Annotated in this window: 25 protein-coding genes and 1 pseudogene; 14 read left to right on the forward strand and 12 right to left on the reverse strand. The window is 59.1% G+C overall.

Annotated elements, in window-relative coordinates:
- Nucleotides 1-52: 52 nt before the first annotated feature.
- A complete protein-coding gene (locus tag GAO09_RS22575; protein WP_153357953.1) occupies nucleotides 53-820 on the forward strand; it encodes a TerC family protein in 768 nt (255 codons plus the stop codon).
- A gap of 206 nt (nucleotides 821-1,026) precedes the next feature.
- Here GAO09_RS22575 and GAO09_RS22580 read toward each other — a convergent pair whose 3' ends face one another.
- Genes GAO09_RS22580 through GAO09_RS22590 form a run of 3 tightly spaced genes read right to left on the reverse strand, consistent with a single transcriptional unit; the run spans nucleotide 1,027 to nucleotide 2,257 of the window.
- The gene (locus tag GAO09_RS22580; RefSeq protein WP_153357956.1) at nucleotides 1,027-1,167 is read right to left on the reverse strand and encodes a hypothetical protein; all 141 of its coding nucleotides are present in this window, start codon (nucleotides 1,165-1,167) and stop codon (nucleotides 1,027-1,029) included.
- A 49-nt stretch (nucleotides 1,168-1,216) separates the two neighbouring features.
- Complete coding sequence (locus GAO09_RS22585) at nucleotides 1,217-1,672, reverse strand: macro domain-containing protein (protein ID WP_153357959.1); 456 nt, start codon at nucleotides 1,670-1,672, stop codon at nucleotides 1,217-1,219.
- A 39-nt stretch (nucleotides 1,673-1,711) separates the two neighbouring features.
- The gene (locus tag GAO09_RS22590) at nucleotides 1,712-2,257 is read right to left on the reverse strand and encodes a glutathione peroxidase (RefSeq protein WP_153357962.1); all 546 of its coding nucleotides are present in this window, start codon (nucleotides 2,255-2,257) and stop codon (nucleotides 1,712-1,714) included.
- Between the two features lie 166 nt (nucleotides 2,258-2,423).
- Here GAO09_RS22590 and GAO09_RS22595 point away from each other — a divergent pair, with 166 nt between their 5' ends.
- From GAO09_RS22595 to lysS, 3 genes are all read left to right on the forward strand, one after another.
- Nucleotides 2,424-4,196 (forward strand): SLC13 family permease, encoded by a 1,773-nt coding sequence (locus tag GAO09_RS22595; RefSeq protein WP_153357964.1) that lies wholly within the window; start codon nucleotides 2,424-2,426, stop codon nucleotides 4,194-4,196.
- A gap of 150 nt (nucleotides 4,197-4,346) precedes the next feature.
- Entirely contained in the window at nucleotides 4,347-5,804 is a 1,458-nt protein-coding gene (gene gltX / locus GAO09_RS22600; RefSeq protein ID WP_153357967.1) for a glutamate--tRNA ligase, read from the forward strand.
- A 63-nt stretch (nucleotides 5,805-5,867) separates the two neighbouring features.
- The gene (lysS, locus tag GAO09_RS22605; RefSeq protein WP_153357970.1) at nucleotides 5,868-7,364 is read left to right on the forward strand and encodes a lysine--tRNA ligase; all 1,497 of its coding nucleotides are present in this window, start codon (nucleotides 5,868-5,870) and stop codon (nucleotides 7,362-7,364) included.
- Between the two features lie 192 nt (nucleotides 7,365-7,556).
- Here lysS and GAO09_RS22610 read toward each other — a convergent pair whose 3' ends face one another.
- Complete coding sequence (locus GAO09_RS22610) at nucleotides 7,557-8,495, reverse strand: hypothetical protein (protein WP_153357973.1); 939 nt, start codon at nucleotides 8,493-8,495, stop codon at nucleotides 7,557-7,559.
- A 358-nt stretch (nucleotides 8,496-8,853) separates the two neighbouring features.
- Between GAO09_RS22610 and GAO09_RS22615 the strand changes: the two genes are divergently transcribed.
- The 7 genes and pseudogenes from GAO09_RS22615 to GAO09_RS22645 all read left to right on the forward strand — a co-directional run bounded on the left by GAO09_RS22615 (nucleotide 8,854) and on the right by GAO09_RS22645 (nucleotide 15,077).
- Nucleotides 8,854-9,753: a metal ABC transporter substrate-binding protein gene (locus GAO09_RS22615; RefSeq protein ID WP_153357976.1), complete on the forward strand. Its 900-nt coding sequence runs from the start codon at nucleotides 8,854-8,856 to the stop codon at nucleotides 9,751-9,753.
- Nucleotides 9,750-10,643, forward strand: a complete 894-nt coding sequence (locus GAO09_RS22620) for a manganese/iron ABC transporter ATP-binding protein (protein WP_410768263.1) — start codon at nucleotides 9,750-9,752, stop codon at nucleotides 10,641-10,643. Before GAO09_RS22615 ends, GAO09_RS22620 begins: the two co-directional genes overlap by 4 nt.
- Nucleotides 10,624-11,511: a metal ABC transporter permease gene (locus GAO09_RS22625; protein WP_153357979.1), complete on the forward strand. Its 888-nt coding sequence runs from the start codon at nucleotides 10,624-10,626 to the stop codon at nucleotides 11,509-11,511. Before GAO09_RS22620 ends, GAO09_RS22625 begins: the two co-directional genes overlap by 20 nt.
- A complete protein-coding gene (locus GAO09_RS22630) occupies nucleotides 11,508-12,344 on the forward strand; it encodes a metal ABC transporter permease (RefSeq protein WP_153357982.1) in 837 nt (278 codons plus the stop codon). Before GAO09_RS22625 ends, GAO09_RS22630 begins: the two co-directional genes overlap by 4 nt.
- A 59-nt stretch (nucleotides 12,345-12,403) precedes the next feature.
- Complete coding sequence (locus tag GAO09_RS22635; RefSeq protein WP_153357986.1) at nucleotides 12,404-12,805, forward strand: MarR family winged helix-turn-helix transcriptional regulator; 402 nt, start codon at nucleotides 12,404-12,406, stop codon at nucleotides 12,803-12,805.
- A 70-nt stretch (nucleotides 12,806-12,875) separates the two neighbouring features.
- A pseudogene (locus GAO09_RS22640) lies at nucleotides 12,876-14,171 on the forward strand (MFS transporter).
- Nucleotides 14,172-14,363: 192 nt separating this feature from the next.
- Complete coding sequence (locus GAO09_RS22645; protein WP_153357989.1) at nucleotides 14,364-15,077, forward strand: DNA helicase; 714 nt, start codon at nucleotides 14,364-14,366, stop codon at nucleotides 15,075-15,077.
- Nucleotides 15,078-15,147: 70 nt separating this feature from the next.
- Here the strand turns inward: GAO09_RS22645 and tal are convergent, their stop codons facing one another.
- Complete coding sequence (tal, locus tag GAO09_RS22650) at nucleotides 15,148-16,113, reverse strand: transaldolase (RefSeq protein WP_153357992.1); 966 nt, start codon at nucleotides 16,111-16,113, stop codon at nucleotides 15,148-15,150.
- A 191-nt stretch (nucleotides 16,114-16,304) separates the two neighbouring features.
- On the opposite strand from tal, the gene GAO09_RS22655 reads away from it, so the two are divergent.
- Nucleotides 16,305-17,288: a sugar-binding transcriptional regulator gene (locus GAO09_RS22655; protein ID WP_153358337.1), complete on the forward strand. Its 984-nt coding sequence runs from the start codon at nucleotides 16,305-16,307 to the stop codon at nucleotides 17,286-17,288.
- A gap of 78 nt (nucleotides 17,289-17,366) precedes the next feature.
- Here the strand turns inward: GAO09_RS22655 and GAO09_RS22660 are convergent, their stop codons facing one another.
- Entirely contained in the window at nucleotides 17,367-17,936 is a 570-nt protein-coding gene (locus tag GAO09_RS22660) for a dual specificity protein phosphatase family protein (RefSeq protein ID WP_153357994.1), read from the reverse strand.
- 284 nt (nucleotides 17,937-18,220) lie between these two features.
- Between GAO09_RS22660 and GAO09_RS22665 the strand changes: the two genes are divergently transcribed.
- On the forward strand, nucleotides 18,221-18,592 hold the full coding sequence (locus tag GAO09_RS22665; RefSeq protein ID WP_153357995.1) for a tudor domain-containing protein: 372 nt from the start codon (nucleotides 18,221-18,223) through the stop codon (nucleotides 18,590-18,592).
- An 85-nt stretch (nucleotides 18,593-18,677) separates the two neighbouring features.
- Here GAO09_RS22665 and GAO09_RS22670 read toward each other — a convergent pair whose 3' ends face one another.
- Nucleotides 18,678-19,562, reverse strand: a complete 885-nt coding sequence (locus GAO09_RS22670; protein WP_153357998.1) for a methylated-DNA--[protein]-cysteine S-methyltransferase — start codon at nucleotides 19,560-19,562, stop codon at nucleotides 18,678-18,680.
- Between the two features lie 90 nt (nucleotides 19,563-19,652).
- Nucleotides 19,653-20,162 (reverse strand): DUF2244 domain-containing protein, encoded by a 510-nt coding sequence (locus tag GAO09_RS22675; protein WP_324185060.1) that lies wholly within the window; start codon nucleotides 20,160-20,162, stop codon nucleotides 19,653-19,655.
- 35 nt (nucleotides 20,163-20,197) lie between these two features.
- On the opposite strand from GAO09_RS22675, the gene nth reads away from it, so the two are divergent.
- Nucleotides 20,198-21,001, forward strand: coding sequence for an endonuclease III (nth, locus tag GAO09_RS22680; RefSeq protein ID WP_153358002.1), 804 nt, complete (start codon nucleotides 20,198-20,200; stop codon nucleotides 20,999-21,001).
- Nucleotide 21,002: 1 nt separating this feature from the next.
- Here nth and GAO09_RS22685 read toward each other — a convergent pair whose 3' ends face one another.
- From GAO09_RS22685 to GAO09_RS22700, 4 genes are all read right to left on the reverse strand, one after another.
- Entirely contained in the window at nucleotides 21,003-21,716 is a 714-nt protein-coding gene (locus tag GAO09_RS22685; protein WP_153358004.1) for a sulfate transporter family protein, read from the reverse strand.
- A 76-nt stretch (nucleotides 21,717-21,792) separates the two neighbouring features.
- Nucleotides 21,793-22,182, reverse strand: coding sequence for an ester cyclase (locus GAO09_RS22690; protein ID WP_153358006.1), 390 nt, complete (start codon nucleotides 22,180-22,182; stop codon nucleotides 21,793-21,795).
- On the reverse strand, nucleotides 22,169-23,761 hold the full coding sequence (locus tag GAO09_RS22695) for an FGGY-family carbohydrate kinase (protein ID WP_153358008.1): 1,593 nt from the start codon (nucleotides 23,759-23,761) through the stop codon (nucleotides 22,169-22,171). The genes GAO09_RS22690 and GAO09_RS22695 overlap by 14 nt, the downstream gene beginning before the upstream one ends.
- 47 nt (nucleotides 23,762-23,808) lie before the next feature.
- Nucleotides 23,809-24,513 (reverse strand): HAD family hydrolase, encoded by a 705-nt coding sequence (locus GAO09_RS22700; RefSeq protein ID WP_153358010.1) that lies wholly within the window; start codon nucleotides 24,511-24,513, stop codon nucleotides 23,809-23,811.

Below are 24,513 nucleotides of genomic sequence, written 5' to 3' on the forward strand. Positions count from 1 at the left end.
CGACAATATACCTTGTCCAACACGTCGCGATGTTTCAGGAGAAAACCGCCCCATGCAAGACATCATGCTGCTCATCCAGGATCCCACAGCCTGGGTCGCGCTCGTCACCCTTGTCGTCATGGAGGTGGTGCTCGGCATCGACAACCTCATCTTCATCTCGATCCTGACCAACAAGCTGCCGCCGGAGCACCGTGACAAGGCCCGCAAGATCGGTATCGGCCTTGCGTTGGTCATGCGTCTCGGCCTGCTCGGCACCGTTGCCTGGATCGTTCAGCTTACCAATCCGGTCTTCGAAGTGTTTGGCCATCCCTTCTCGTGGAAGGACATGATCCTGATCGCCGGCGGCCTGTTCCTGCTCTACAAGGCAACCAAGGAAATCCACCACAGCGTCGATCCGATCGACCATAAGGATGACATGGTCGGTGCCGGCGAAAAGGTGGTGCAGATCACCTTTGCTGCCGCCATCACCCAGATCCTCATCCTCGACCTGGTGTTTTCGATCGACAGTATCATCACCGCTGTCGGCATGACCCCGCACCTGCCGATCATGATCGTCGCCGTCGTCGCGGCCGTCACCGTCATGCTTCTGGCCGCAAACCCGCTCGCCAACTTCATCGAAAAGAACCCGACCATCGTCATGCTGGCTCTGGGCTTCCTGCTGATGATCGGCGCGACGCTGATTGCCGAAGGTTTTGGCGTGCACGTGCCGAAGGGCTACATCTATGCCGCCATGGCATTTTCGGCGCTGGTCGAGATCCTCAACATGGTCTCGCGAAACGCCAAGAAGAAGAAAAAGAGCAGCGACCAGACGCTGCATTGATGAAAAACAGCAGCAGTCTTGAATGCGGAGGGCGCCCATGTGGCGCCCTTTTTGTTGCGATCTTGCAACCACCTCCGCCGTCATCCTCGGCCTTGTGCCGAGGATCTGCAATGGCTTGATATCGTCGGCGTGGTTAGATCCTCGGGACAAGCCCGAGGATGACGAAGATCGTAAAGCGCAGTGCGGCAAAAGATATCGCGTGTGTCTCACTCAGCCAGCTTAATCTTCTTACCGTTACTACGCGCGGCTTCTTCGATACGCTTGAACTCGGCATCCGCCTTCTCGTACTCAGCGCGAAAATCCGGATCGGCCATCAGTTTGTGTTTCAGTTCTGCTATTGTGGCCATGACGCCAAATCCCCGATACTAAAGCACCAACAAAATACCCTGTCTGTGGCTACCCTACAAACTCCACGAATGTGTGATCCTCGCCGACAAGTTCTTCATCGATGATCGCCGCGATTACCTGCCAGTCGCCGCCGGCAAGCCCGGCCCCGATCTTCGGGTAGCCGATACGCTGGCCCGCATAACGCGCCTTCACAGTCCTCATGGCACTGCGGATCGCATCGTAATCCGCCAATATGCCATCACCGCGCCAGTGGAACTGCGTGTACGCATTGACGACATCGAAAAGACAGTCGCCGCGCTCGATCGACGCCACAGAGATAGTACCAAGCTTGGCGGCATCTGCTTTGGCGGTTTTACAGTCCGCCGCATAGGCCTCGGGAAACTGCTTCTTGATCGATAGCGCAATGCCCTTACCCATCTGGCACTGACAATTACAGCCATGCAGGATGACGTCAAAACTACCGTCGAGCACGAGCGCGAGCAGATCGCCCTGAATCGTTTTCATCTTTGCATCCTGTAAATGTTCATCGTCTGGAAGGCTGGCTCACCCCTTGGCCAGTTCCCGTTCCAGCGCCGAAACCAGCCGGTTGTCCTGCGGCTCCACATCCGGTGCGAAACGCGCCACCACCCGACCATCGCGACCGATCAGGAATTTCTCGAAATTCCAGACGATCTCGCCGCCATCCTTCAACTCCAGCCCCAGCGAACGCAGGCGCTCCTTCATCGGTCCATCGCCGGTCGTCGGCAGGTCAATGGATGTCAGCGCCTTGTAAAGCGGGTGCTGGTCCCGGCCCTTCACCGAGATCTTGGAGAAAATCGGAAACTTTACATCATATGTCAGCTGGCAGAATTCGACGATTTCCGCATCGGTGCCCGGTTCCTGCTCCTTGAAATTGTTGGCCGGGAAGGCCGCAATCACAAAGCCTTCGCCCTGCTTGTCTTCATAGAGCTTTTCCAGCCCCTCATACTGCTTGGTCATGCCGCATTTGGAAGCGACATTGACCACCAGCATGACCTTGCCCTTGTATTCGGACAACGAGGTCTGGCGCCCGTCGGCCAACGTGACGGGGATGGAGAGAATATCGGCCATGGAAAACTCCTAAAGACGGCAATGCAGTTGGCGGCACTCTATCGCGCAGCCGCCCATTGTCCAGCATGGCAAAAATCGTCTAACTCGCGGCAGTTGTTTGAAACATTTTGTTCGCTCAGGCATTATCACGCCACTTTCGTACCGCCTCTCGCATCCCCGGAGCCCCATGACAACCCAGCAGATCCTCGCCTTTGCCGTGATTGCGGCGATGATGGCCGTCTTCATCTGGGATCGTTTTCGCTATGATGTGGTCGCCTGCTGCGCGCTGGTTCTCGCTGTAACCGTGGGTGTCGTGCCGTTCGACAAGGCGTTTTCCGGCTTTTCCGACGATATCGTCATCATCGTCGGTTCAGCGCTGATCGTCTCGGCCGGCGTTGCCCGTTCCGGCATCGTCGATACGGCGATCAAAAAGTTCTTTCCCAATCTCAATTCGCTGCACACCCAGCTGGCATTGCTGATGATTGTGGTGGCTGTTCTGTCCGCCTTCATCAAGAATATCGGCGCGCTGGCGATCATGATGCCGGTCGCCTTCCAGTTCGCCAAGAAATCCGGTGTCTCACCCTCGAAATACCTGATGCCGATGGCATTTTCCGCGTTGCTCGGCGGTTTGATGACGCAGATCGGCACCTCACCCAATATCGTCGTTTCGCGCATCCGCGAGGAACTGACCGGCCAGTCCTTCACCATGTTCGATTTCACCCCGATGGGTGTCATCCTTTGCGTTGTCGGTATCGTGTTTCTGCTGTTCTTCCACTGGCTCGTGCCGAGCAGAACCAAGCAAACCAGTTCTCTGGAAGAAGCCGTCGAGATCAGCAACTACACATCCGAAGTGACGATCACGCCGCAATCGACCGTGCTGGAAAAGGCGCTGGGAGAACTGCTGAAACTCGGCGATGGCGAAGTGATCGCCAATGCCGTTCTGCGCGGCACATCGCGCATGGCCCCCTTCCCGGATTTGAAACTGCGCGAAAACGATATCGTGCTGCTGGAAGGCCCATCGAAGGCGCTGGACCGCATCGTGTCCGGTGCCAAGCTGCAACTTTCCGGCAAGCCTCTGATGGAAAACGGCAAGGACCAGGCCGACGTGATTTCTATCGAGGCGATCATTAGCCAGGAATCGCCGCTCAAGGGTCTTTCGGCAAAGGAACTGGCGCTGTCCTACACGCGCGGCGTCAATCTTCTCGCCATCAGCCGCCACGGCGAACGGGTCAAGGAAAGGCTGGCGAGCCTGACTCTGATGGCCGGCGATGTGATCGTGCTGCAGGGATCCCGCAAGAACATGCCGGGCATCATGCAGGATTTTTCGCTGTTTCCGCTGGCCCAGCGCGAAGTGCTGCTCGGCACCCGCCGCCGCGCCGTCATTCCGCTGATCATTCTCGCTCTTGCAATGGCCGCAACCGCCGTTGGCTGGGCGCCCGTCCCGGTCGCCTTCTTCGCGGCAGCATTGGGCATGGTCGTCTTTCGCGCCATTCCGCTCACAGATTTCTACAAGTCGGTCGATGGGCCGATCCTCGTCATGTTGGCAGCGCTGATCCCGGTGTCCGACAGTCTGCGCACAAGCGGCGGCAGCGAACTGATTGCCGGCTGGCTGGGTCAGGCGGCGGCAACGCTGCCAGCCTGGGGCGCGCTCGGTCTGATCCTGATCACCGCCATGGCAGTAACGCCCTTCCTCAACAATGCCGCCACCGTGCTGGTCATGGGCCCGATCGCGGCCAGTTTCGCGACCAATCTCGGCTTCAGGCCGGAAGCCTTTCTGATGGCAGTGGCTATCGGTGCCGGCTGTGATTTTCTCACCCCCGTCGGCCATCAGTGCAACACGCTGGTGTTTGGTCCCGGCGGCTACAAATTCTCAGATTACCCGCGCCTCGGTCTTCCACTCTCTTTCCTGATCATATTGGTGAGCATCCCCGCATTGCTCTATGTCTGGCCAGTCAGCTGACGCCGGTAAGACACTGCTAGGGTCGTTGGCCCCAAAAACCTTGACGCTGCCAGCTGAATATGGCCTAAGCCTGCACCAATCCCTATTCCCGGAACAGGCTTGGCGCCGCCCGATATTAACGGGCAGCGCGCCTTGAAAAAGAGCAGCACAATGATCCATCCGACCCCGCGCGTCCGTATCGCTCCCTCGCCGACCGGCGAACCCCATGTCGGCACCGCCTATATCGCGCTTTTCAACTACCTCTTTGCCAAAAAGCATGGCGGCGAGTTCATCCTGCGTATCGAGGATACCGATGCCACCCGCTCGACGCTGGAATTCGAAGAGCGTGTTCTGGATGCCTTAAAATGGACCGGCCTGACATGGGCGGAAGGCCCGGATGTCGGCGGACCTTACGGCCCGTATCGCCAGTCCGAGCGCAAGGACATGTACCAGCCCTACGCGCAGGACCTGCTCGACAAGGGCCACGCCTTCCGCTGCTTCTGCACGCCGGAACGTCTGGACGAGATGCGCGAAGGCCAACGCGCCGCCGGCAAGCCGCCGAAATACGATGGTCTCTGCCTGCGCTACAGCGCCGAGGAAGTCAGCGCCAAGATGGCAGCCGGCGAAGGCTCCGTCGTGCGCATGAAAATCCCGACCGAAGGCTCGTGCGATTTCACCGACGGTGTTTACGGCGACGTATCGATCCCGTGGGATTCGGTTGACATGCAGGTGCTCATCAAGGGCGACGGCATGCCGACCTATCACATGGCCAACGTCATCGACGACCATCTGATGAAGATCACCCATGTCGCGCGCGGCGAGGAGTGGCTGGCTTCGGTGCCGAAGCACATCCTGCTGTATCGCTACTTCGGCTGGGAAGCGCCGGTGTGGATGCACCTGTCGCTGATGCGCAATGCCGACAAATCAAAACTGTCGAAGCGCAAGAACCCGACCTCGATCAGCTACTATTCCGCTCTGGGTTACCTGCCGGAAGCCCTGATGAACTTTTTGGGCCTCTTCTTCGTGCAGATCGCCGAAGGCGAAGAGCTGCTGACCATGGAAGAGCTGATCGGCAAATTCGACCCGGAAGCGCTGTCCAAGGCCGGTGCGATTTTCGACCTGCAGAAGCTGGACTGGCTGAACGGCCGCTGGCTGCGCGAAAAGCTGTCGCCGGAAGAATTTGTTGCCCGCACGCTGGAATGGGCGCTGGAAAACCAGCGTCTGACCGAAGGCCTGAAACATTCGCAGAGCCGCATCACCAAGCTCGGTGATCTCCCGAACCTTGCCGGCTTCCTGCTCGCCGCCGACGTCAATCTGACACCGGCTTCGTTTGCGGGCCTGAAGACATCGCCGGAAGATACGCTGCTGATCATCAACACGGTTCAGGCCGACATCGAAAAGATGATCGAATGGAACGTCGAAGCCATCGACGCCGAGCTGCGCGCCGTTGCCGACAAGCTGGAGAAGAAGCTGCGCGTCGTCACGCCGCCGCTGTTCATCGCCATGTCGGGTTCGCAGCGTTCGCTGCCACTGTTCGATAGCATGGCGATCCTTGGCCGTTCGGTCGTGCGCCAGCGTCTGAAGATTGCGGCCACTGTCGTTTCGTCCATGGTCGGCGACGGCAAGTAATATCGGGAGCTGCCGGAATCGGCAGCATTCTGCAACGAACACAGCCCTTAAAGGCGAAAAACCATGACCGACACCAAGACCGAAACCGCCCTCTCCTCCGACGCCACCGAAGTGCGCGCGCAAAAGCTCGCAAAGCTGCGCGAAACCATCGGCGACGTTTATCCGGCGCATTTCCACCGCACCATCACCAACGCGGAACTGGCGGAAAAATACAAGGACCTCGAGTCCGACGTCGAAACCACCGATGTCGTCACCGTTGCCGGCCGCGTTTATTCCTCGCGCAACTCGGGCATGTTCATGGACATCCATGACGCCGGCGGAAAGATCCAGATCTTCTCCCACAAGGATGTCACGCCCGAAGAAGCCCGCAACATGCTGGCGATGATCGATCTCGGCGACATTATCGGCGTTACCGGCATCGTGCGCCGCACCAAGCGTGGCGAGCTGTCGATTAGCGCTCGCGAAATCACCATGCTGACCAAGTCGCTTCTCCCCATGCCGGAAAAGTGGAACGGCATTGCCGACGTCGAGATCCGCTATCGCAAGCGCCACCTCGACATCATGAGCAACGACGAATCCAAGCTGCGTTTCCAGCAGCGCTCGAAAATCGTTTCGGGCATCCGCCGCTTCATGGAAGAAGACGGTTTTATGGAAGTCGAAACGCCGATGCTGCATTCGGTTTATGGCGGTGCAACGGCCGATCCGTTCAAGACCCACCACAACACGCTGAAGCAGGACATGTACCTGCGCATCGCGCCGGAACTTTTCCTGAAGCGCACGCTGGTATCGGGCCTCACCGACAAGGTGTTCGAGGTCAACCGGAATTTCCGCAACGAAGGCGTTTCCACCCGGCACAATCCTGAATTCACCATGATGGAATGCTACTGGGCCTATGCCGATTACGAGGACATCATGGACCTCGTGGAGCGCATGTTCGCCGAACTGGCGATGAAAATCCACGGCTCCACCGAGTTCATGTACGGCGACAAGGAAATGTCCTTCAAGGGCCCGTTCAAGCGCGTGCCGATGCCTGACGCCGTCAAGGAAGTGACCGGCATCGACTTCCTCGCCATGAAGACCGACGAGGAAGCCCGCACCGCCGCCAAGGCTGCCGGTTTCGAAGTCGAGAAGGACTGGACCTGGGGCGAATGCCTCGCCTTCATCTTCGAAGAGAAGGTCGAAGGCACGCTGATCCAGCCGAGCCACGTCACCCATTTCCCGAAGGACATTTCGCCCTTCGCCAAGGAAGTGCCGGGCGAACCGCGCCTCGTCGAACGTTTCGAAACCTATTGCAATGCCTGGGAACTGGGCAATGCCTTCTCCGAACTGAATGACCCGGAAGAACAGCGCAAGCGCATGGTCGAGCAGCTGGAACAGGCCCACGCCCGCGGCGAAAAGGACAAGCAGCTGGACGACGAGTTTCTGGACGCGATCGATCAGGGCATGCCGCCGGCCGGTGGCCTCGGCATCGGCGTCGACCGCCTGACCATGCTCCTGACAAACGCCCCGTCGATCCGCGACGTCATTCTCTTCCCGGCCCGCAAGGCCAAGGCAGACTGATTGCTATCGGAGCGCGCATCGCAAGGTGCGCGCCAATGGTTCAAACGAAAACTGCGCAGCTGAGAGTCAGCGGCGCCGTTTTGGTTTGATGGTATTTCGTCATCCTCGGGCTCGTCCCGCGGATCTAATCACGTCAAAAACATCAGGCAATTGCAGATCCTCGGGTCAAGCCCGAGGACGACGGTGGAGAGCTTAATGCCCCGCCGGTTCGGTCACCTTTGGCTCAGCCGCCTTGGCCTCATGTCCAGTATCTTCGGCCGGATGATCTCCGGCTGCAGCAGTCGTTCCTGCATCAATCGCAGGCGCCTCTTCCGTCTTGTCACCAAAAAACATGCCGGTGATGGAGCTGAGAAAACCTTTTTCCTGCGGGGTCGAGGCAACCACCTCGCCGCCATCAGGCGTGCCGTGTGCATCGGCAGCCGGAGCATCATGGGCCTCTGCCGGTGCGGCATCGTGGCCTTCGGCGGCCGGCTTTTCGCCGTGGCCAGCAGCCTCGCCGCCACCATGGCCACCTTCGGACCCCTTGGCTTTGCCGGCGCCGCCGTGACCACCTTCCGGCGTCGCGACAATCGGTTCGATGCAATCTTCGAAATCCGTCAGGCTTGCCGCCATGCCGTCAATGTCTTCATAGGGCAGATCGACGCGCATGCCGTAATACTGGCCGGTCGCATCGGCAGTGCCATCGAGATAAAAGGCCGCCAGCGGATGGTTCATCACCCCATCCGGCACTTTTGCAGGATCGGGCGTATAGATGACCTGCGCACCGATGGCACGGCCGCGCATGGCGGCGCGGTCGGTCGGACCGGCCTTGTCGAGAATGGCGATCTGCACGAGATCGGCCTTTTCGGATTCTTGCACCGCCTTGGCGACACGTACAGCGGTGCGTACCCGCGCCGGACCATCACCCGTGTCGGCGACGACATATTTGCGCACCCAATATTGATGATCGCGCTTGATCTTCACCGTCTGAACGGTGGAACAGGTAAGCCCGTTAAGACTTGCGGATGAGGAACCTAGCAATCCGGCATGGCTGACGTAAAGCGCTGCCGCGCCGCTGCCACCGCCGAAAACGACGATGCCGCCGAGGATCAGGGCAAGCTTGCGCGAGAGCCGGATCTTGATGCCTTTCACGTACCAAGCCCCGGCATGGTCTACCCCGATTTACTCACTACACATCTGGAATACTGAGCCGATACTCACTCATTCCTATTGAGGAACCTTTAATTCACTAATGTTTTCCACGCGAAAATGATGCCAATATTGGTTGCATCCGTACCAGAACGAACCAGACGGCTGTGCGCTTGAATGTTTCGGCCAGCTTTTATCGCGCTCCATCTCCCGTATCGTCGGCCGGAGGGTTATCGACGATGAGCCCGCAACCGGACACATCATCGCGATCTTGTTGCGAATGATTTGCAATAGCATTGACAGCGTCAAAATCTGCGCTAGTCTCTAATGCAAATGACTTGCAACAGCAGAAACGGTTTCCATGTCCCTTTTGAGAATTGCATGCCTTGTTACCGGCCTTCTCGCCCTGCCCTTAGCCGCGCAGGCCCAGAGCCCATCGGGAGAGAAGCCAAAAGTCGTCACCACCTTCACCATCATTGCCGATATGGCCAAGAACGTTGCCGGTGATGCCGCAACCGTTGAAAGCATCACCAAGCCGGGTGCCGAGATCCACAATTACCAGCCGACGCCACGCGACCTTCTGCGCGCCCGCGATGCCGATCTGGTCCTGCGCAACGGTCTCAATCTCGAACTCTGGTTCGAACGGTTCCTGAAAAACCTCGGCGACGTGCCGAGCATCACGGTTTCGGATGGCGTCACCCCGATGGCGATTGCCGGCGGCGCCTATCAGGGCAAACCCAACCCGCATTCCTGGATGTCACCGGATAATGCGCTGATCTATGTCGAGAACATTCGCAAGGGTCTGGCGCAGGTCGATCCGGCCCACGCAGATGTCTACGCCGCCAATGCCAAAACCTATTCGGACAAGATCCGCGCGCTCAGCCAGCCGATCCGCGAGGAACTGCAAAAGCTGCCGGAGAACAAACGCTGGCTGGTGACGAGCGAAGGCGCATTCTCCTATCTCGCCCGCGATTTCGGCCTGAAGGAACTCTATCTCTGGCCCGTCAATGCCGACAGTCAGGGCACACCGCAACAGGTGCGCGCCGTCATCGACGCCATGCGCGAACACGGTGTGAAGGTGATCTTTTCGGAAAGCACCGTCTCCGACAAGCCGGCCAGACAAGTAGCCTCCGAAACGGGTGCTGCTTATGGCGGCGTGCTTTACGTGGACTCGCTTTCGGAAGCCGATGGCCCGGTCCCGACCTATCTCGATCTTCTGCGCGTCACCTCGGAAACCATTGCAAAGGGTTTGGCACAATGATGATGGGCAGCGTCAAACCGGTCGCTACCGGTATCAAACTCGACAATGTCAGCGTCGCCTATCGCAATGGTCACACGGCGCTGAAACATGCCAGTTTTGAGGTGCCGAAGGGCACGATCACCGCACTTGTCGGTGTCAACGGTGCCGGTAAATCCACCCTCTTCAAGGCGATCATGGGCTTTGTCTCGGTCAACGAGGGCACGGTCGAAATCCTCGGGCTTCCGGCCCGCGAGGCGCTGAAAAAGAACCTCGTCGCTTATGTGCCGCAGTCGGAAGAAGTCGATTGGGATTTTCCGGTGCTCGTTGAAGACGTGGTGATGATGGGCCGCTACGGCCATATGAATTTTCTCCGCATCCCTTCCCGCCGTGACCATGACATGGTGACGCAAGCGCTGAAGCGCGTGAACATGGAGGAATACCGCAAGCGCCAGATCGGCGAGCTTTCCGGGGGCCAGCGCAAACGTGTGTTTCTCGCCCGCGCACTTGCACAGGAAGGTCAGGTCATCCTGCTCGACGAACCCTTTACAGGTGTCGACGTGACGACCGAAGAACAGATTATCACGCTGTTGAAGGCGCTGCGCGACGAAGGTCGCGTGATGCTGGTGTCCACCCACAATCTCGGCAGCGTGCCGGACTTTTGCGACCGCACCGTCTTCGTGAAAGGCACCGTGCTCGCCTACGGCAAAACCGAGGACACATTCAACGAAGCCAACCTCGAAAAGGCTTTTGGCGGCGTGTTGCGCCATTTCATTCTCGGCGGCCGCGACCTGCATGACGACGAGGACCCGCGCCACGTCAAGGTTTTCACCGACGACGAACGCCCTTACGTCACCTATGGCAACGGCAAAGAGAAGCAAACGGAGGCTCAAAATGCTCCAGACGCTTCTTGAACCTTTTACCTATGGCTACATGCTCAACGCCATCTGGGTCTCCGCCCTTGTCGGCGGCGTCTGCGGTTTTCTCTCCGCCTACCTGATGCTGAAAGGCTGGTCGCTGATCGGTGATGCACTGTCCCACTCGATCGTTCCCGGCGTCGCCGGCGCCTTCATGCTCGGCCTGCCCTTCTCCATCGGCGCCTTTCTCTCCGGCGGTCTTGCAGCACTTGCCATGCTCTTCCTCAACCAGCGCACCCGCCTCAAGGAAGACGCGATCATCGGCCTGATCTTCACCTCCTTCTTTGGCCTAGGCCTGTTCATGGTGTCCCTGTCGCCGACCTCCGTCGATATCCAGACCATCGTCATGGGCAATGTTCTCGCCATCTCTCCCGGCGATACGCTGCAACTGGTCATCATAGGCACGGTCAGTCTCGCCGTGCTGGCGCTGAAATGGAAAGACCTGATGGTCACCTTTTTCGATGAAAACCACGCCCGCACCATCGGACTGAAACCCGATGTGCTGAAAGTGGTGTTCTTCGCTCTGCTGGCCGCCTCCACCGTCGCCGCCATGCAGACCGTCGGCGCCTTTCTCGTCGTCGCCATGGTCGTCACACCCGGTGCCACCGCCTATCTGCTGACCGACCGTTTTCAGCGCGTCATCCTGATGGCGCTCGCCATCGGCGCCGGCACCAGCTTTCTCGGCGCATACCTCTCCTATTTCCTCGATGGCGCCACCGGTGGCATCATCGTCGTCGCCCAGACCCTCATCTTCCTCACTGCCTTTGTGTTCGCCCCCAAACACGGCATGCTTGCCTCGCGTCGCCGCCTGAAAGCCTCGTTGCGAGACGCCGACCCGGAAAACATGTCGGAGACAGCCGCATGAGCGACACGATCGACCTTCTCCTCTTCCCGTTCCAGATCGATTTCATGCGCACCGCCTTTGCGGTGACCATGATGATCGCGCTGCCGATGGCCATCCTCTCCTGTTTTCTGGTGCTGAAGGGCTGGTCGCTGATGGGCGATGCGGTCAGCCATGCCGTGCTGCCGGGTGTGGTCATTGCCTATATTCTGGCGATCCCGCTTTCCATCGGCGCTTTCGTCGCCGGCATGGTCTGTGCACTGGCAACGGGTTTCCTCAAGGAAAACAGCCGCATCAAGGAAGACACCGTGCTCGGCATCGTCTTCTCCGGCATGTTCGGCCTGGGCCTGGTGCTTCACGTCAAGGTTCAGGCCGATGTGCATCTCGACCACATCCTGTTCGGCGACATGCTCGGAATCCTGCCCTCCGACCTCATCGAAACCACGCTGATCGCCATCGCCTCGACCATCTTCCTGCTGATTTTTCGCAAGGACCTGCTCGTCCACGCCTTCGACGAACAGCACGCAAAAGCCATCGGCCTGCCGACGCGTATCCTGCATTACGGCCTGCTCGCCGTGCTGTCACTGACTGTGGTTGGCGCCCTGAAGGCAATCGGCATCATCCTCTCGGTCGCTCTTCTCGTCGCACCCGGCGCCATCGCTTTCCTGCTGACCCGCCGTTTCACCACAATGATGATCACGGCAGTGGCGGTCGCACTCGGCTGCTCGCTCGGCGGCATCTACCTCGCCTTTTTCCTCGACAGCGCCCCCGCCCCCACCATCGTGCTGCTGATGACGACCGTGTTCATTCTGGCCTTCATCCGCACCATGCTGCAAACCCGGCGCGCTGCGGTATGAAAGACAAGCGGGCATATGCCCGCTTGTCTTTCATCAGATCCGGGTATATACCCTGAAAAATGTCGAACGATACATGCCACTGTGTTCTGCTGCGCAAGGCCGCCCGCAAGGTCTCGTCCTATTACGACGAGGCCCTTGCGCCGCTTGGCATCAATATCGGCCAGTTCAGCATGCTTCGAAACATCCGCCGCACGGAACCGGTATCGCTTACCGATCTGTCGCACCGGCTGGAACTCGACCGCTCGACGGTCGGGCGCAATGCGAAAGTGCTGGCTCGCATGCAGCTGATCAAGATCGGCCATGGCGAGGACCAGCGCGAAGCCGTGCTGACCATCGCGACAAAAGGCCATGACATTCTGGAAAAAGGCGCACCGCTCTGGGATGGCGTTCAGGACGATATCGATGCCCGCCTCGGCGAAGACAAAGCAAGGCAATTGCAGGAACTGCTGACCACGCTCTGATTTTTCAAACCATATGCGGGCAGATACCCGCTTTTAACGCAAGGCCCACGGCCATGAAGGGGAAGACCGCATGATCTCGAATGGCATCGCCGGCTGGATGGCGAAAAGAAACCTGCATTACGGCTGGGTTGTCGCCGCCACCACCTTCCTCACCATGCTGGCCACCGCCGGTGCCATGGGCTCGGCCGGCGTGATGATCCAGCCGCTGCATCAGGAATTCGGCTGGGACATTGCCGATATTTCCACCGCCATGGCCGTACGCCTCGTTCTGTTCGGCCTGCTTGGCCCCTTCGCCGCCGCCTTCATGAACCATTTTGGCATTCGTCAGGTGGTGTCGACGGCGCTTGGCATGATCGTCTTCGGCATCCTCGCCTCGTTTTTCATGACGGAAGTCTGGCACCTGCTGCTGCTCTGGGGTGTGGTTATCGGCGTCGGCACCGGCATGACCGCGCTGGTGCTCGGCGCCACCGTTGCCAGCCGCTGATTTTCCAAGCGTCGCGGTCTCGTCATCGGACTGATGACGGCCAGCAACGCTACCGGCCAGCTGGTTTTCCTGCCGCTTCTCGCCGCGCTGACCGAGGCCTATGGCTGGCGCACCGCACTGACCCTGACGGTCGCCGTGCTCGCCACCGCCTTTATCCTCGTTTTCCTGCTGATGCGCGATCATCCCGCCGATCTCGGCTTGCCCGCCTATGGTGAAAGCACCGTCACCACGCCGCCCAAACAGGATCATAACTTCCTCACCACCCTGGTATCGCCGCTCGTTACGCTCAAAAGCGTGTCCGGCAATCCGGTCTTCTGGGTGCTGTTCGGCACGTTTTTCGTCTGCGGCCTCTCCACCAATGGCCTGATCCAGACCCACTGGATCTCGATCTGCGGCGATTTCGGCATGGCCGCTGTCACCGCCGCCGGAACGCTCGCCGTCATCGGCATTTTCGACTTTTTCGGCACGATCGCCGCCGGCTGGCTGTCCGACCGCTATGACAACCGCATCCTGCTCTTCTGGTTTTACGCCCTGCGCGGCCTGTCGCTGATCTACCTGTCATTCTCCGGCTTCAGCGTCGTCGAACTTTCCGTCTTCGTCATCTTTTACGGCCTCGACTGGGTTGCCACCGTACCGCCAACCGTCAAACTCGCCGCCGAAAACTTTGGTCGTGAAAAAGCCGGTCTCGTGTTCGGCTGGGTATTTGCCGGCCACCAGCTGGGCGCCGCCACCGCTGCTTTCGGCGCCGGTTTCTTCAAAAGCGATTACGACACATACATGCCGGCCCTGCAGATCGCCGGCGTCATGTGCCTGCTTGCCGCCGTGTCGGTTATGCTGCTGAGAAAACCGGGATCGGCGACGCTGGTGCCGAAAGCCGCCTGAGAATCCGCCAGCTCGCCAAACCAATGATATTTTCACCGCGCCAGAATTCAGCTATCGTCTGATTCTGGCGCGGTCCACGCCTCCCCCCTCCATCGGGAAAGTAGATTTCATACGGGACTTATTCGGCGATCAAACCGACTAACGAGCACGCACAAGGAGGGACTGCGACCACCGCTCGCCTAGGAGGTTTTGATGAAACTATCTGCACCCATCTACCAGCTGAAGCGCGAGGCCAAAGACATGGCCCGTCTGCAGGCAATTCCCCTGCATGCCGCACTCGATCATGTCGCCGGCAAGGAAGGCTTTGTCAGCTGGAGCCTGCTTGCAGCCCGGCATGCATCGGCTTCGCCCGCTGAAAAACTCTATTCTCACCTGAAGGACGGGGATTTTGTCCTCATCGGAGCACGCCCCGGCAAAGGCAAGACGCTGCTGGCACTTGAGCTGCTGGTCAATGCCGCAAAAGCCGGCCGCCATGCAGTGTTCTTTACCTTGGAATATACGGAAAAGGATATCGTCGGGCGTTTCGAAAAACTCGGCGTCAAGCCGAGCGACATCCGAAATATTGTCTTTGATTGTTCAGATCGGATCAGTGCCGATCACATCATGGCGGCGATGCGGGAAGCGCCCAAGGGCACGGTTGCGGCCGTCGATTACCTGCAGTTACTCGACCAACGCCGCGAAACTCCGCCGCTTGCCCGTCAACTTGAAAGCTTGAAGCATTTTGCCGTCGAGCGCGCTCTGACTTTAATCTTCATTTCCCAGATCGACCGCTCTTACGATCCATTGGCTAAAGTCTATCCCGACATGACGGATGTACGGCTGCCTAATCCCATGGACCTCGGGCTGTTCAACAAGGCCTGCTTCCTAAACGGCAGTGGAACGGCCCAGATCCTTTTTCAGAATTGAAAAACGCCTGAAGCAACAAAGGCCGCGGAACACCGCGGCCTTTGCCAAAAGATCAGCTTGGTCCGATGCCTTAAGCAGCAGCGAGCTGCAGCTCCTTCTTCACCAGTTCGCGCAGGGCCACGAGGTCCTTGGCGAACAGGCGAATACCGTCCGACAGCTTTTCGGTCGCCATCTGGTCTTCGTTCAGCATCCAGCGGAAGGTCTTTTCGTCCATCTTGATCGGGGCAACGGCCTCGAACTTTTCAGGCGACAGCTTGCGCTCCAGCGTGCCTTCGGCCTTGTCCAGCTCGTCGAGCAGGTTCGGCGCGATCGTCAGACGGTCGCAACCGGCCAGCGCTTCGATTTCGCCGACATTGCGGAACGAGGCGCCCATGACGATCGTCTTGATGCCGTTGGCCTTGTAGTAGTTGTAGATCGAGCGGACCGAGACGACGCCCGGATCGGTCTCCGACGTGTAGTCCTGGCCGGTCGCCTTCTTGTGCCAGTCGAGGATACGGCCGACGAAGGGCGAGATCAAAAATGCCTTGGCATCGGCGCAGGCAACGGCCTGAGCGTGGCTGAACAGAAGCGTCAGGTTGCAGTCGATGCCTTCGGCCTGCAGCTTTTCGGCAGCCTTGATGCCTTCCCAGGTGGAAGCCAGCTTGATGAGAATGCGGTCACGCTCGATACCGCGCGCCTTGTAGGCGGCGATGATCTCGTGCGCCTTCTTGATCGAGGCTTCGGTATCGAAGGACAGGTCGGCATCGACTTCGGTCGAGACGCGGCCCGGAACGATGGCGGCAAGCGCTGCGCCGACATCAATGGCCAGACGGTCGGCAACGGCTGCGGCAACGGCGTCCGCATCGCCACCCTGGGTGCGGCCCCAGGCAACGGCTTCCTTCACCTTGTCGGCAAAGATCGAGGTGTTGATCGCCTTCAGGACGATCGACGGGTTGGTGGTGCAATCCACAGGTTTCAGGCGGGCAACGGCTTCGATGTCACCAGTATCGGCGACAACGGTGGTCATGGCGCGCAGCTGCTCTAGTTTCGATGTCATCGGCAAAATCCTCGCTTTTAAAACCCAACGCCCGGCAGGCGTTTCTGATCCCTCGACAGTTATATGGATAACAGCGCTGGACAGGAAAGAAGTCAAGACATTTGTCTTCTTGAATTGACATATGTTCCATCCATGACGATATCATGGCATCCAATCGAGATAGTGCGCCTGCGGGCAAATGCGAGGATGCCTTGGTCAAGCTCAGACGCGACACCCACACCGCCGTTTCCGATTCAGGATCGCAGCGCCTGCGCGCCGCATGGCTTTATTACAATCAGGGCCTGACCCAGAAGGATGTCGCCGAACGCCTCGGAATCAGCCGCTCCACCGTCATCCGCATGCTGGACGAGGCAATGAAACGCTCGGAAGTGCAGATCTGGATCAGCGAAGGCGTCGATACCTGTCTTGAACTCGCCACCCGGCTGGAGCGCGCCTATGGGCTGGATGAAGCGGTCGTCGTGCCCGCCCCAAAAGACGACAGCGCCGAAGCACTCGCCAGCGCCGTTGGCCTCGCGCTCGGACAGTTTTTGTCCGACGTCATCCAGAACGACATGACCATCGGCGTCGGCTGGGGCCGCACCATGACGGCATCACTTTCCAGCTTTCGGCCGCCGCGCCGGGAAAACTGCAAGGTCGTGTCGCTGCTCGGCGGCATCGTCGCGGTGCAGAAAACCAATCCCATCGATTTCACATGGCGGTTCGCCGGCCAGCTGGGCGCGGAATGTTTCATGTTCCTCGCCCCGCTTCTGGTCGATAGCGTCGCCACCAAACGGGCTTTGATCGAAAAATGCGGCCTCGATGCTGTTTATGATCTTGCCGAAAATCTCGACCTCGCCGTGGTCAGCTGCGGCGATATCGGCCCGCATTCGACCTCGCTGTCGGAAGGTTTCATCTCGAAAACCGAACTCGACCGTCTGATCTCGGCCGGCTGCGTCTGCGACACGATGTTCAATTTTCTCGATGCGGACGGAAAGTCTGTCGATCACAAGCTCAACGAGCGGGTGATGTCGATCGATCTCGATACGCTGAAAAAGGCAAAACACATCGTGCTCTCCTCTGGTGGCGCCCATCGCGCCACCGCCATCCGCGCCACGATAAGGCGGGTAGGCTGCAATACGCTGATTACGGATGAGGCGGCGGCGGTGGAATTGTTGCGGCTGGCAGAAAGTGGGTAGAACACCCCGCTTGATCACGGATCAGGAAGTGCGACCCACAAATTTTGAAAGGTTAAATCCGCTCAAAATTGCGCAGGGTCATCCCTCTATCCCGTAATGCCGTTCCAACTGGTGCCAGCTTTCGTCCATCGCGTAGGCCGCAGAAATCAATGGAATGCCCACATGGCCGAACAGGATGGACAGCTGGCGTTCCGCCTGATGCTCGGGCAGGCCGGCGACCTGGTTACTATAGATGACCGATACCAGTCCGGTTCTATCCGCGCCTGACAGGCAATGTATCAGGATGGGTTTGGGCGCGTCTTTCATAAGAGCCACCAGCTTGTCGGCTTCCGGGCCGGTCAATTGCTTGTAGGCCGACATACGGAAATTGATGTGGCGTATATCGAGCTTGCGGGCGGCTGCAATCTCGTCATCGTACCAGGCCTGATTATCATTCTCGCCGCGCAAATTGACGATGGTGCGGATACCATACTGCTTGACGTAACGTTCGATCTGGTCCGGCGTCGGTTGCGCCGAGCGATACAGTTCGCCGGGAATGACGGTATGAAAATTACCGCTGAGATGCAGCACGCCGATATAACCGCCGCCGCCTGCCAGAGCGATGAAAAACACCATAACCAGCCGCTGCAGCCAAGTTTTCGAGACCATATCGTGCGCTCCATCCACATGTGGCAGGTACGAACGGCCCGCCGTTGATGAATTCGATACGGAGCGAAACTGACAGGATGCTGAAGGCAGGACGCAGGCACCGGCTCACTGCCCTCGATGTTAAATCCGGCATGTTCCCAATAAAAAACGGAGACAATACTGGTTTCAACAATAAACGCCGAATACATCCCATGCGACGGCACGAATTTGCATATATGACTTGCCTCGTCTTGCGTGACATCGGGCAAGAAATAGGGGTGACGATACCCGTGGGAGGAATTAGAATGATCAGGAAAACCACAGCTCTTGCTGCAGCATTTCTCGTCGCAGGCGCTTTTACCGCAAGCGCGCAGACGACAGGAGACTGGGTACTCGGCAATTACAAGGGTGCCGGTTACTGGTTTCCGGGCATCATCGACAAGATTGCCGACGGCAAGGTGACGATCCGTTATGACGACGGGGACAAGGAAACCGTCGCGATGGGCAATGTCCGCCCGTACAACTGGGCGATCGGCACGAAGGTGGAATGCAATTTCAAGGGCAAGGGTGACTGGTATAGCGGCACCATCTCTTCGCTCGCCGGCGAAAAAATCGGCATCAACTATGACGATGGCGACAAGGAAACGACGCGGACAGGCCGCTGCCGCTCGAACTGAGCTTTAGATTATCGCCCCGAAAGCCGGAACGGTTTTCGGGGCGATGTGATGTTTGATAACGCCACGGGGCGTTCGTCATCATCCGTCAGGCGCTGGCCGCTTCCCAGCCCAAAATAGCGCGTTTGCGGGTCAGGCCCCAGTGATACCCCGTCAGCGCTCCGCTTTTGCCGACCGCCCGATGACAGGGCACGACGAAGGAAATCGGATTGGCACCGATGGCAGCACCCACGGCGCGGCTCGCCTTCGGCTGACCTATATCGCAGGCGACATCGGAATAGGTCACGGCCTTGCCGAACGGAATTTTCAGAAGACTGCGCCACACCTTCATCTGGAAATCAGTGCCGATCAGCACGACCTGCAAGGGACGTTCCGCCGACCACTGCGAACGATCAAAGACACGGGCAATGTAATCTGCAGTGCCCGGCGTGTCCTCCACATAAGTGGCATTCGGCCAGCGCCGGGTCATGTCGTCGAGACAGGCCCGCTGATCTTCAAAACCATCAGCAAACGCAAGGCCGGCCAGACCACGGTCGGTTGCCATGACCAGCGCCCGACCGAAAGGCGACGGATGGAAACCATACCGGATCGTCAGCCCGCCGCCCTTCGCCTTCCACTCACCCGGCGACATCGCCTCATGCGTCACGAACAGATCGTGCAGGCGGCCGGGGCCGGACAGGCCGAGCTCATAGGAGGTTTCCAGAAGTGGCAGCTTTTCCGTGCCGAGCAGGCGCTTGGCATGATCCAGCGTCACCGCCTGCAGAAACGCCTTCGGCGACAGCCCGGCCCAACGCGTAAAAACCTTCTGCAGTTGCGTTGGCGACTGGCCAAGTTCGGCAGCGATCGCTTCCAGTGACGGCTGGGCGCGGTAATCGAGTGTGATCAATTCGATGACCCGGCGCACCGTGTCGTAATCGGAGCCCTCAGGCGTCACATCGACCGGCTGACCGGAAATCTTTGCAAGAGCGTTCATGGCATCTCTCCTTTGCCCGGAAGATGGCGTCATCGTGCCGTCTGCACCACCCGTTTCTTGCAGTTCTACAGGAGATATCATCGCTATCCGTCAGATTCTGCGTTTCACCGTGGCAAGAGCAGCCTTGAACGCTTTGGCAAAACTTTCACGATCATCAGGGTTGAGAAAGGAACCGACATCGGTGCGCTTGCCCTCGCCAGAGACATGCATGGCGGTGATGCCGAATTCCTCGTGCCGGGAAACCCCGAAACGCGCCCAGAACGGATTGAACCGATGCTCGACCGCAAGGCCCGCCGGGGAAATCTTTCGGATCGACAGATCGCTGCGTGTCACCGTCACCTGTTCACGCGCAAGGCCTGATCGGTAGTTGAACCGGAAAGCGACATAGAGTGCCAAAAAATCGAGCCCGAAAAACAGCCCCACCGGCCAAGCGCCGCTGACCACGAAAAACAGGCCATAAAGCAGGCAAACGGCGCCCGATACGCCGAGAAATACGCGAAAACCCTTCCGCCCGAGCGAGCGATGCGCGGTCAGTTCGGCGGCAAACACCGGCCGATCTTCCGAAGCATGGTCTTCCCAAGCATCAAGGTGCGCATCCACGTTGCTTTTCTCCGGGGCGGGTGGCAGTAAAAACCATGGCCGTTTTCAAGCTCAAATCCAGCACCCAAACTTTGCAAAAGTCAAATGCGGCAGGCGCGCCGCGCCGTCGCAAGGCTTTGCCGCGCTCCGCCTATTCGAAGGAGGAACGTACGGAAATCTTTCGCCGTTTCTCTATCCAGCGGCCGGAGCCGAAGGGCGAGCTGGAGCATGTGAACCCGTTCACGCTGGTGGTCGCCGTGGCGCTTTCTGCGCAGGCAACCGATGCCGGTGTGAACAAGGCGACACGCGAACTGTTCAAGATTGCCGATACGCCGGAAAAGATGCTGGCTTTGGGCGAAGACGGCGTAATCGCCCATATCAGGACGATCGGGCTGTTTCGCAACAAGGCAAAGAACGTCATCGCGCTCTGTCGCATGCTCATCGACGAGTTCGGCTCGGAAGTGCCGAAAACCCGAGAGGAACTGGTGCGCCTACCCGGCGTCGGCCGGAAGACGGCGAATGTGGTGATGTCCATGGCGTTCGGCGTGCCGACCATGGCGGTGGACACGCATGTGTTCCGTATCGCCAACCGCATTAAGCTGGCGCCCGGCAACACGCCGGATGACGTGGAAGACAATCTGATGCGGGTGATCCCGGAACAATATCTATACCACGCGCATCATTGGCTCATCCTGCACGGGCGTTATACCTGCAAGGCGCGAAAGGCAGAATGCGAACGCTGCGTGATCGCCGACATTTGCAAATACCCAGCCAAGAGCAACGACATCCCGGCACCGCTGGTGGAACTGCCGCCGCAGGTGATCGGCGGGGTTATCGCCGACGCTCTCGCCGAAAGCTGAGTTACCCCACAAAACTCGGATCGCGTTTCGACAGCGCCTTGTGCAGATGCACCATCAGGCCGGCGGCAAACAGCGGCGTCAGAAGGTTGACGAACGGGATGGCCAGGAAACCGGCGATCAGCATGCCTGCGAGAAACACCGTGGAGGAATGTTTGGCGCGAAACGCCTTGGCTTGCGCCACCGGACGAAACCGCATGGCGGCAAATTCGAAAAATTCTCGGCCGAGCAGGTAACCGTTCACCAGAAAGAAGGCGATCAGGTTGACTCCCGGGATGAACAGCATCAAGAGCGCGATGATGTTGCCGACGATGACGACGCCGAGAAACTGGATCGAGCCGATAATGGCCTGACCGAGCGGCAATTCCTTGCCCGGTGGATCGGCGGGATAGTCACGCTTTTCGAGCACCTCGGCCACATCGTCGAGAAACAGGCCGGCAATCAGCGCCGTCACCGGCGCGATCAGCAGGGCAAGCGCCAGCGCCAGACCGACACCGAACAGGATGCCGGCGATCAGCGCCAGAAACCCACCGAATTCCGGCATGGACGGCAGGAAAGCCGCAAACCACGGCCAGACATAGGTCAGCAAAACCTCCCGCAGGCCGAACCAAAGGCCCGCAAGGATCAGCAGCGTCAGCCCCAGCATTTTGAGGAAAACCGCGCGGCTTTCCGGCGCAAAAAGGTTGGTCAGCGAGCGGCGTGCGGCGTCGAGGATCATCGGCGTCTCCTTATGTCCGGCTGGATATGGGATTTGCGTGAGGTTTCAGCAAGATACGCAGGCAATACGATGCGATTTAACCGAGTTGCGCCTCGATAGCCACCTTATCCAGCACAGAGCGGACATCAACGATGCGACCATTCTTGAACCGATAAAACACGTTTTCTGCAAACCGGATGCGCCGACCATTCACGTCCAGCCCCAAAAAGCGGCCTTTCGGCGAACAGTCGAAAGCCAACCGGCTGGCGACATGCGGCGGTTCGCACACCAGCAGGTCGATATTAAAGCGCAGGTCGGGGATCTGTTCGAAATCGTTGATCAGCATGTCGCGATAACCGGACAGGCCGAGCAGACGCCCATTGTGATGCGCATTCTCTCCGACAAAGAGGCCGAGATTGTCCCAATCCTGCCGGTTCAGGCAGTCGATATACCCGCGATAGATCTCGGCAAGCTCAGGCGGCGTCATCGTCCAGCCTCCGCAATTCCTCGCGGTGCCGGACCATGGCGAGAAACCGCCGGTAGTCACGCCCATAGGCCTTGGTCTGCCGTGGATCGGCGGCATGTTCCGCCCAGCCCTGATCCATCGCACCGGCGGCCGCCTGCAGATTTTCGTGCAGGCCGCCGGCTACTGCCGCCGCCATTGCGGTGCCGAGCAGAACGGCGTCCTTGGTGTTCGGCACCACCACCTTGCAGCCGGTCACATCGGCGTAAAGTTCCAGCAGAAGCGGGTTCTGCACATGGCCGCCGGTAATGTGCAATGTCTCGAAGCGGTAGCCATATTGCACCAGTGCTTCGAGGATGTGGCGAATGCCGAGCGCAATCGCCACCGAGGTGCGCCAGTAGACCCGGCAGAGACCGTCAAACGAGATGTCGAGCGTCAGGCCGGAAATCACGCCTGTCGCGCGTGGGTCGGCAAGCGGCGAGCGGTTGCCGTGGAAATCCGGCAGGATGTTGAGGTCGGGCGCAAGATTGCCACCCTCCTCCGCCCGCAGTTCACCGATGCGGGCGACGATACGGGCATGCAGTTCCAGCGTCGGTTCGCCGCCCGCCGCATGCATGCGCACGATATGATCGAGCAGCGCGCCGGTGGCGGATTGCCCACCTTCCACCAGCCAGTGGCCGGGCAGAAGTGCATCGTAATATGGGCCCCACAGGCTCTGTCCGGGTTTCGGCTGGCTGTTGAAGGCGACGATGCAGCTGGATGTGCCGGCGATCAGCGCAACGCTCTGTTCCAGCGCCTCACCATCCGCCGCTTTGCCGAGAGCACCAAGCGCGCCGGCATAGGCATCGATCATGCCGGCGGTGACGACACATTTCGTATCGAGACCGAGATCGGCGGCAGCCGCATTCGTCAGGTGACCGATAACGCCGCCGACCGCTACCGTGTCTTCCGGCAGGCTGGCGCGTTCCAGCAGGTCATCGAGACCGGCCAGGCCCAAAAAATCCGCCTGCCAGCCGGGCGTTTCGTGCGAGAGATAGTTCCACTTGGAGGTCAACGTGCAGCGCGAACGCGACGCCGATCCGGTCGCCTTCCATGTCAGAAAGTCGGCGAGGTCGAAGACGAAACCGGTTTTGGCCCAGGTCTCCTTGTGATGCCTTTTCAGCCACATCAGCTTTGGCATCTGCATTTCCGGCGACAGCGTTTCGCCGGAATATTTTAATACCGGATGGCCGGAAGCGTTGAGGATTTCCGCCTCGTTGATGGCGCGGTGATCGAGCCAGACAATCGTGTCGAAACGGTTTTCACCGCGTGGCGAGACGGATAGCGGCTTACCGTCCCGATCGCGCACGACCAGCGAACAGGTGGCATCGAAACCGAGCGCCGCGACCTGTTTTGCGAATATGCCGGCCTCAGCAAGGGCCGCCCGCACGGCGCCACAACAGGCAGCCCAGATGTTTTCACTATCGTGTTCGGCGTGGTTTTCGCGGGGGCGGATCATCTCGATCGGCTGTTTGGCGCGCGAAAGCAGCCGCCCGGCGCGATCGAAAACCGCAGCCCGCGCGCTCGTGGTGCCGACATCCACCGCGACGATATGATCACGCATCCGGATTGGTTTCCTGCCCCTATGACCTCGATGGAACCCGCACCCGTTCAGATCGAACGGCTGACAGCAGGTCCCTTGCGACCATCACTATATTTTTGGACAAGGTGGAGCAAATCCGGCATGGCGTCAAATATTGCGTCGGGCTGTAGTTCCTCGATGCGTTCACGATATCCGGCAATGTGAGTATGCGAACCGCCGGTAAAGGCAAGCGCCGTCATGCCCGCCCGCTGCGCAGCCTCAATGCCGGCCGGGCTGTCTTCCACGACGATGCAATTGGCCGGATCGTAACCCATCTTTTCTGCGGCATGGAGGAAGAGGTCGGGCGCAGGTTTGCCGTTTTCGACCATCGAGGCGCTAAAGATGTTCGGTTCGAATTTTTCGATCAGACCCGTCAGTGACAGCGACAGGCGAATGCGTTCCGGCTGGCTGGAGGATGCGACGCAATGGGCGCAACCAAGCCTGTCGACCGTATCGGCAATGCCCGAAATCGCCTGCAATTCGGTTTTGAACCGCTCATAAAGATCGACACGAAGGCCTTCGAGAAATTCCGGGCCGGTGTGAAATCCGTATTCCTCGTCCATGACCTGGGTCATGGTGGCGAGGCTACGACCGAGGAAGCGCGTGTATGCTTCCTCCTCGGCCATATCGATGCCGTGGCGATTGAGTGCGGTGACGAGAACACGCACCGAAACCGGTTCGCTGTCCACAAGAACCCCGTCACAATCGAAAATCACCAGCGGCCGGTCATTCAT

The organism is Endobacterium cereale (assembly GCF_009617585.1).
Classification (GTDB): domain Bacteria; phylum Pseudomonadota; class Alphaproteobacteria; order Rhizobiales; family Rhizobiaceae; genus Neorhizobium; species Neorhizobium cereale.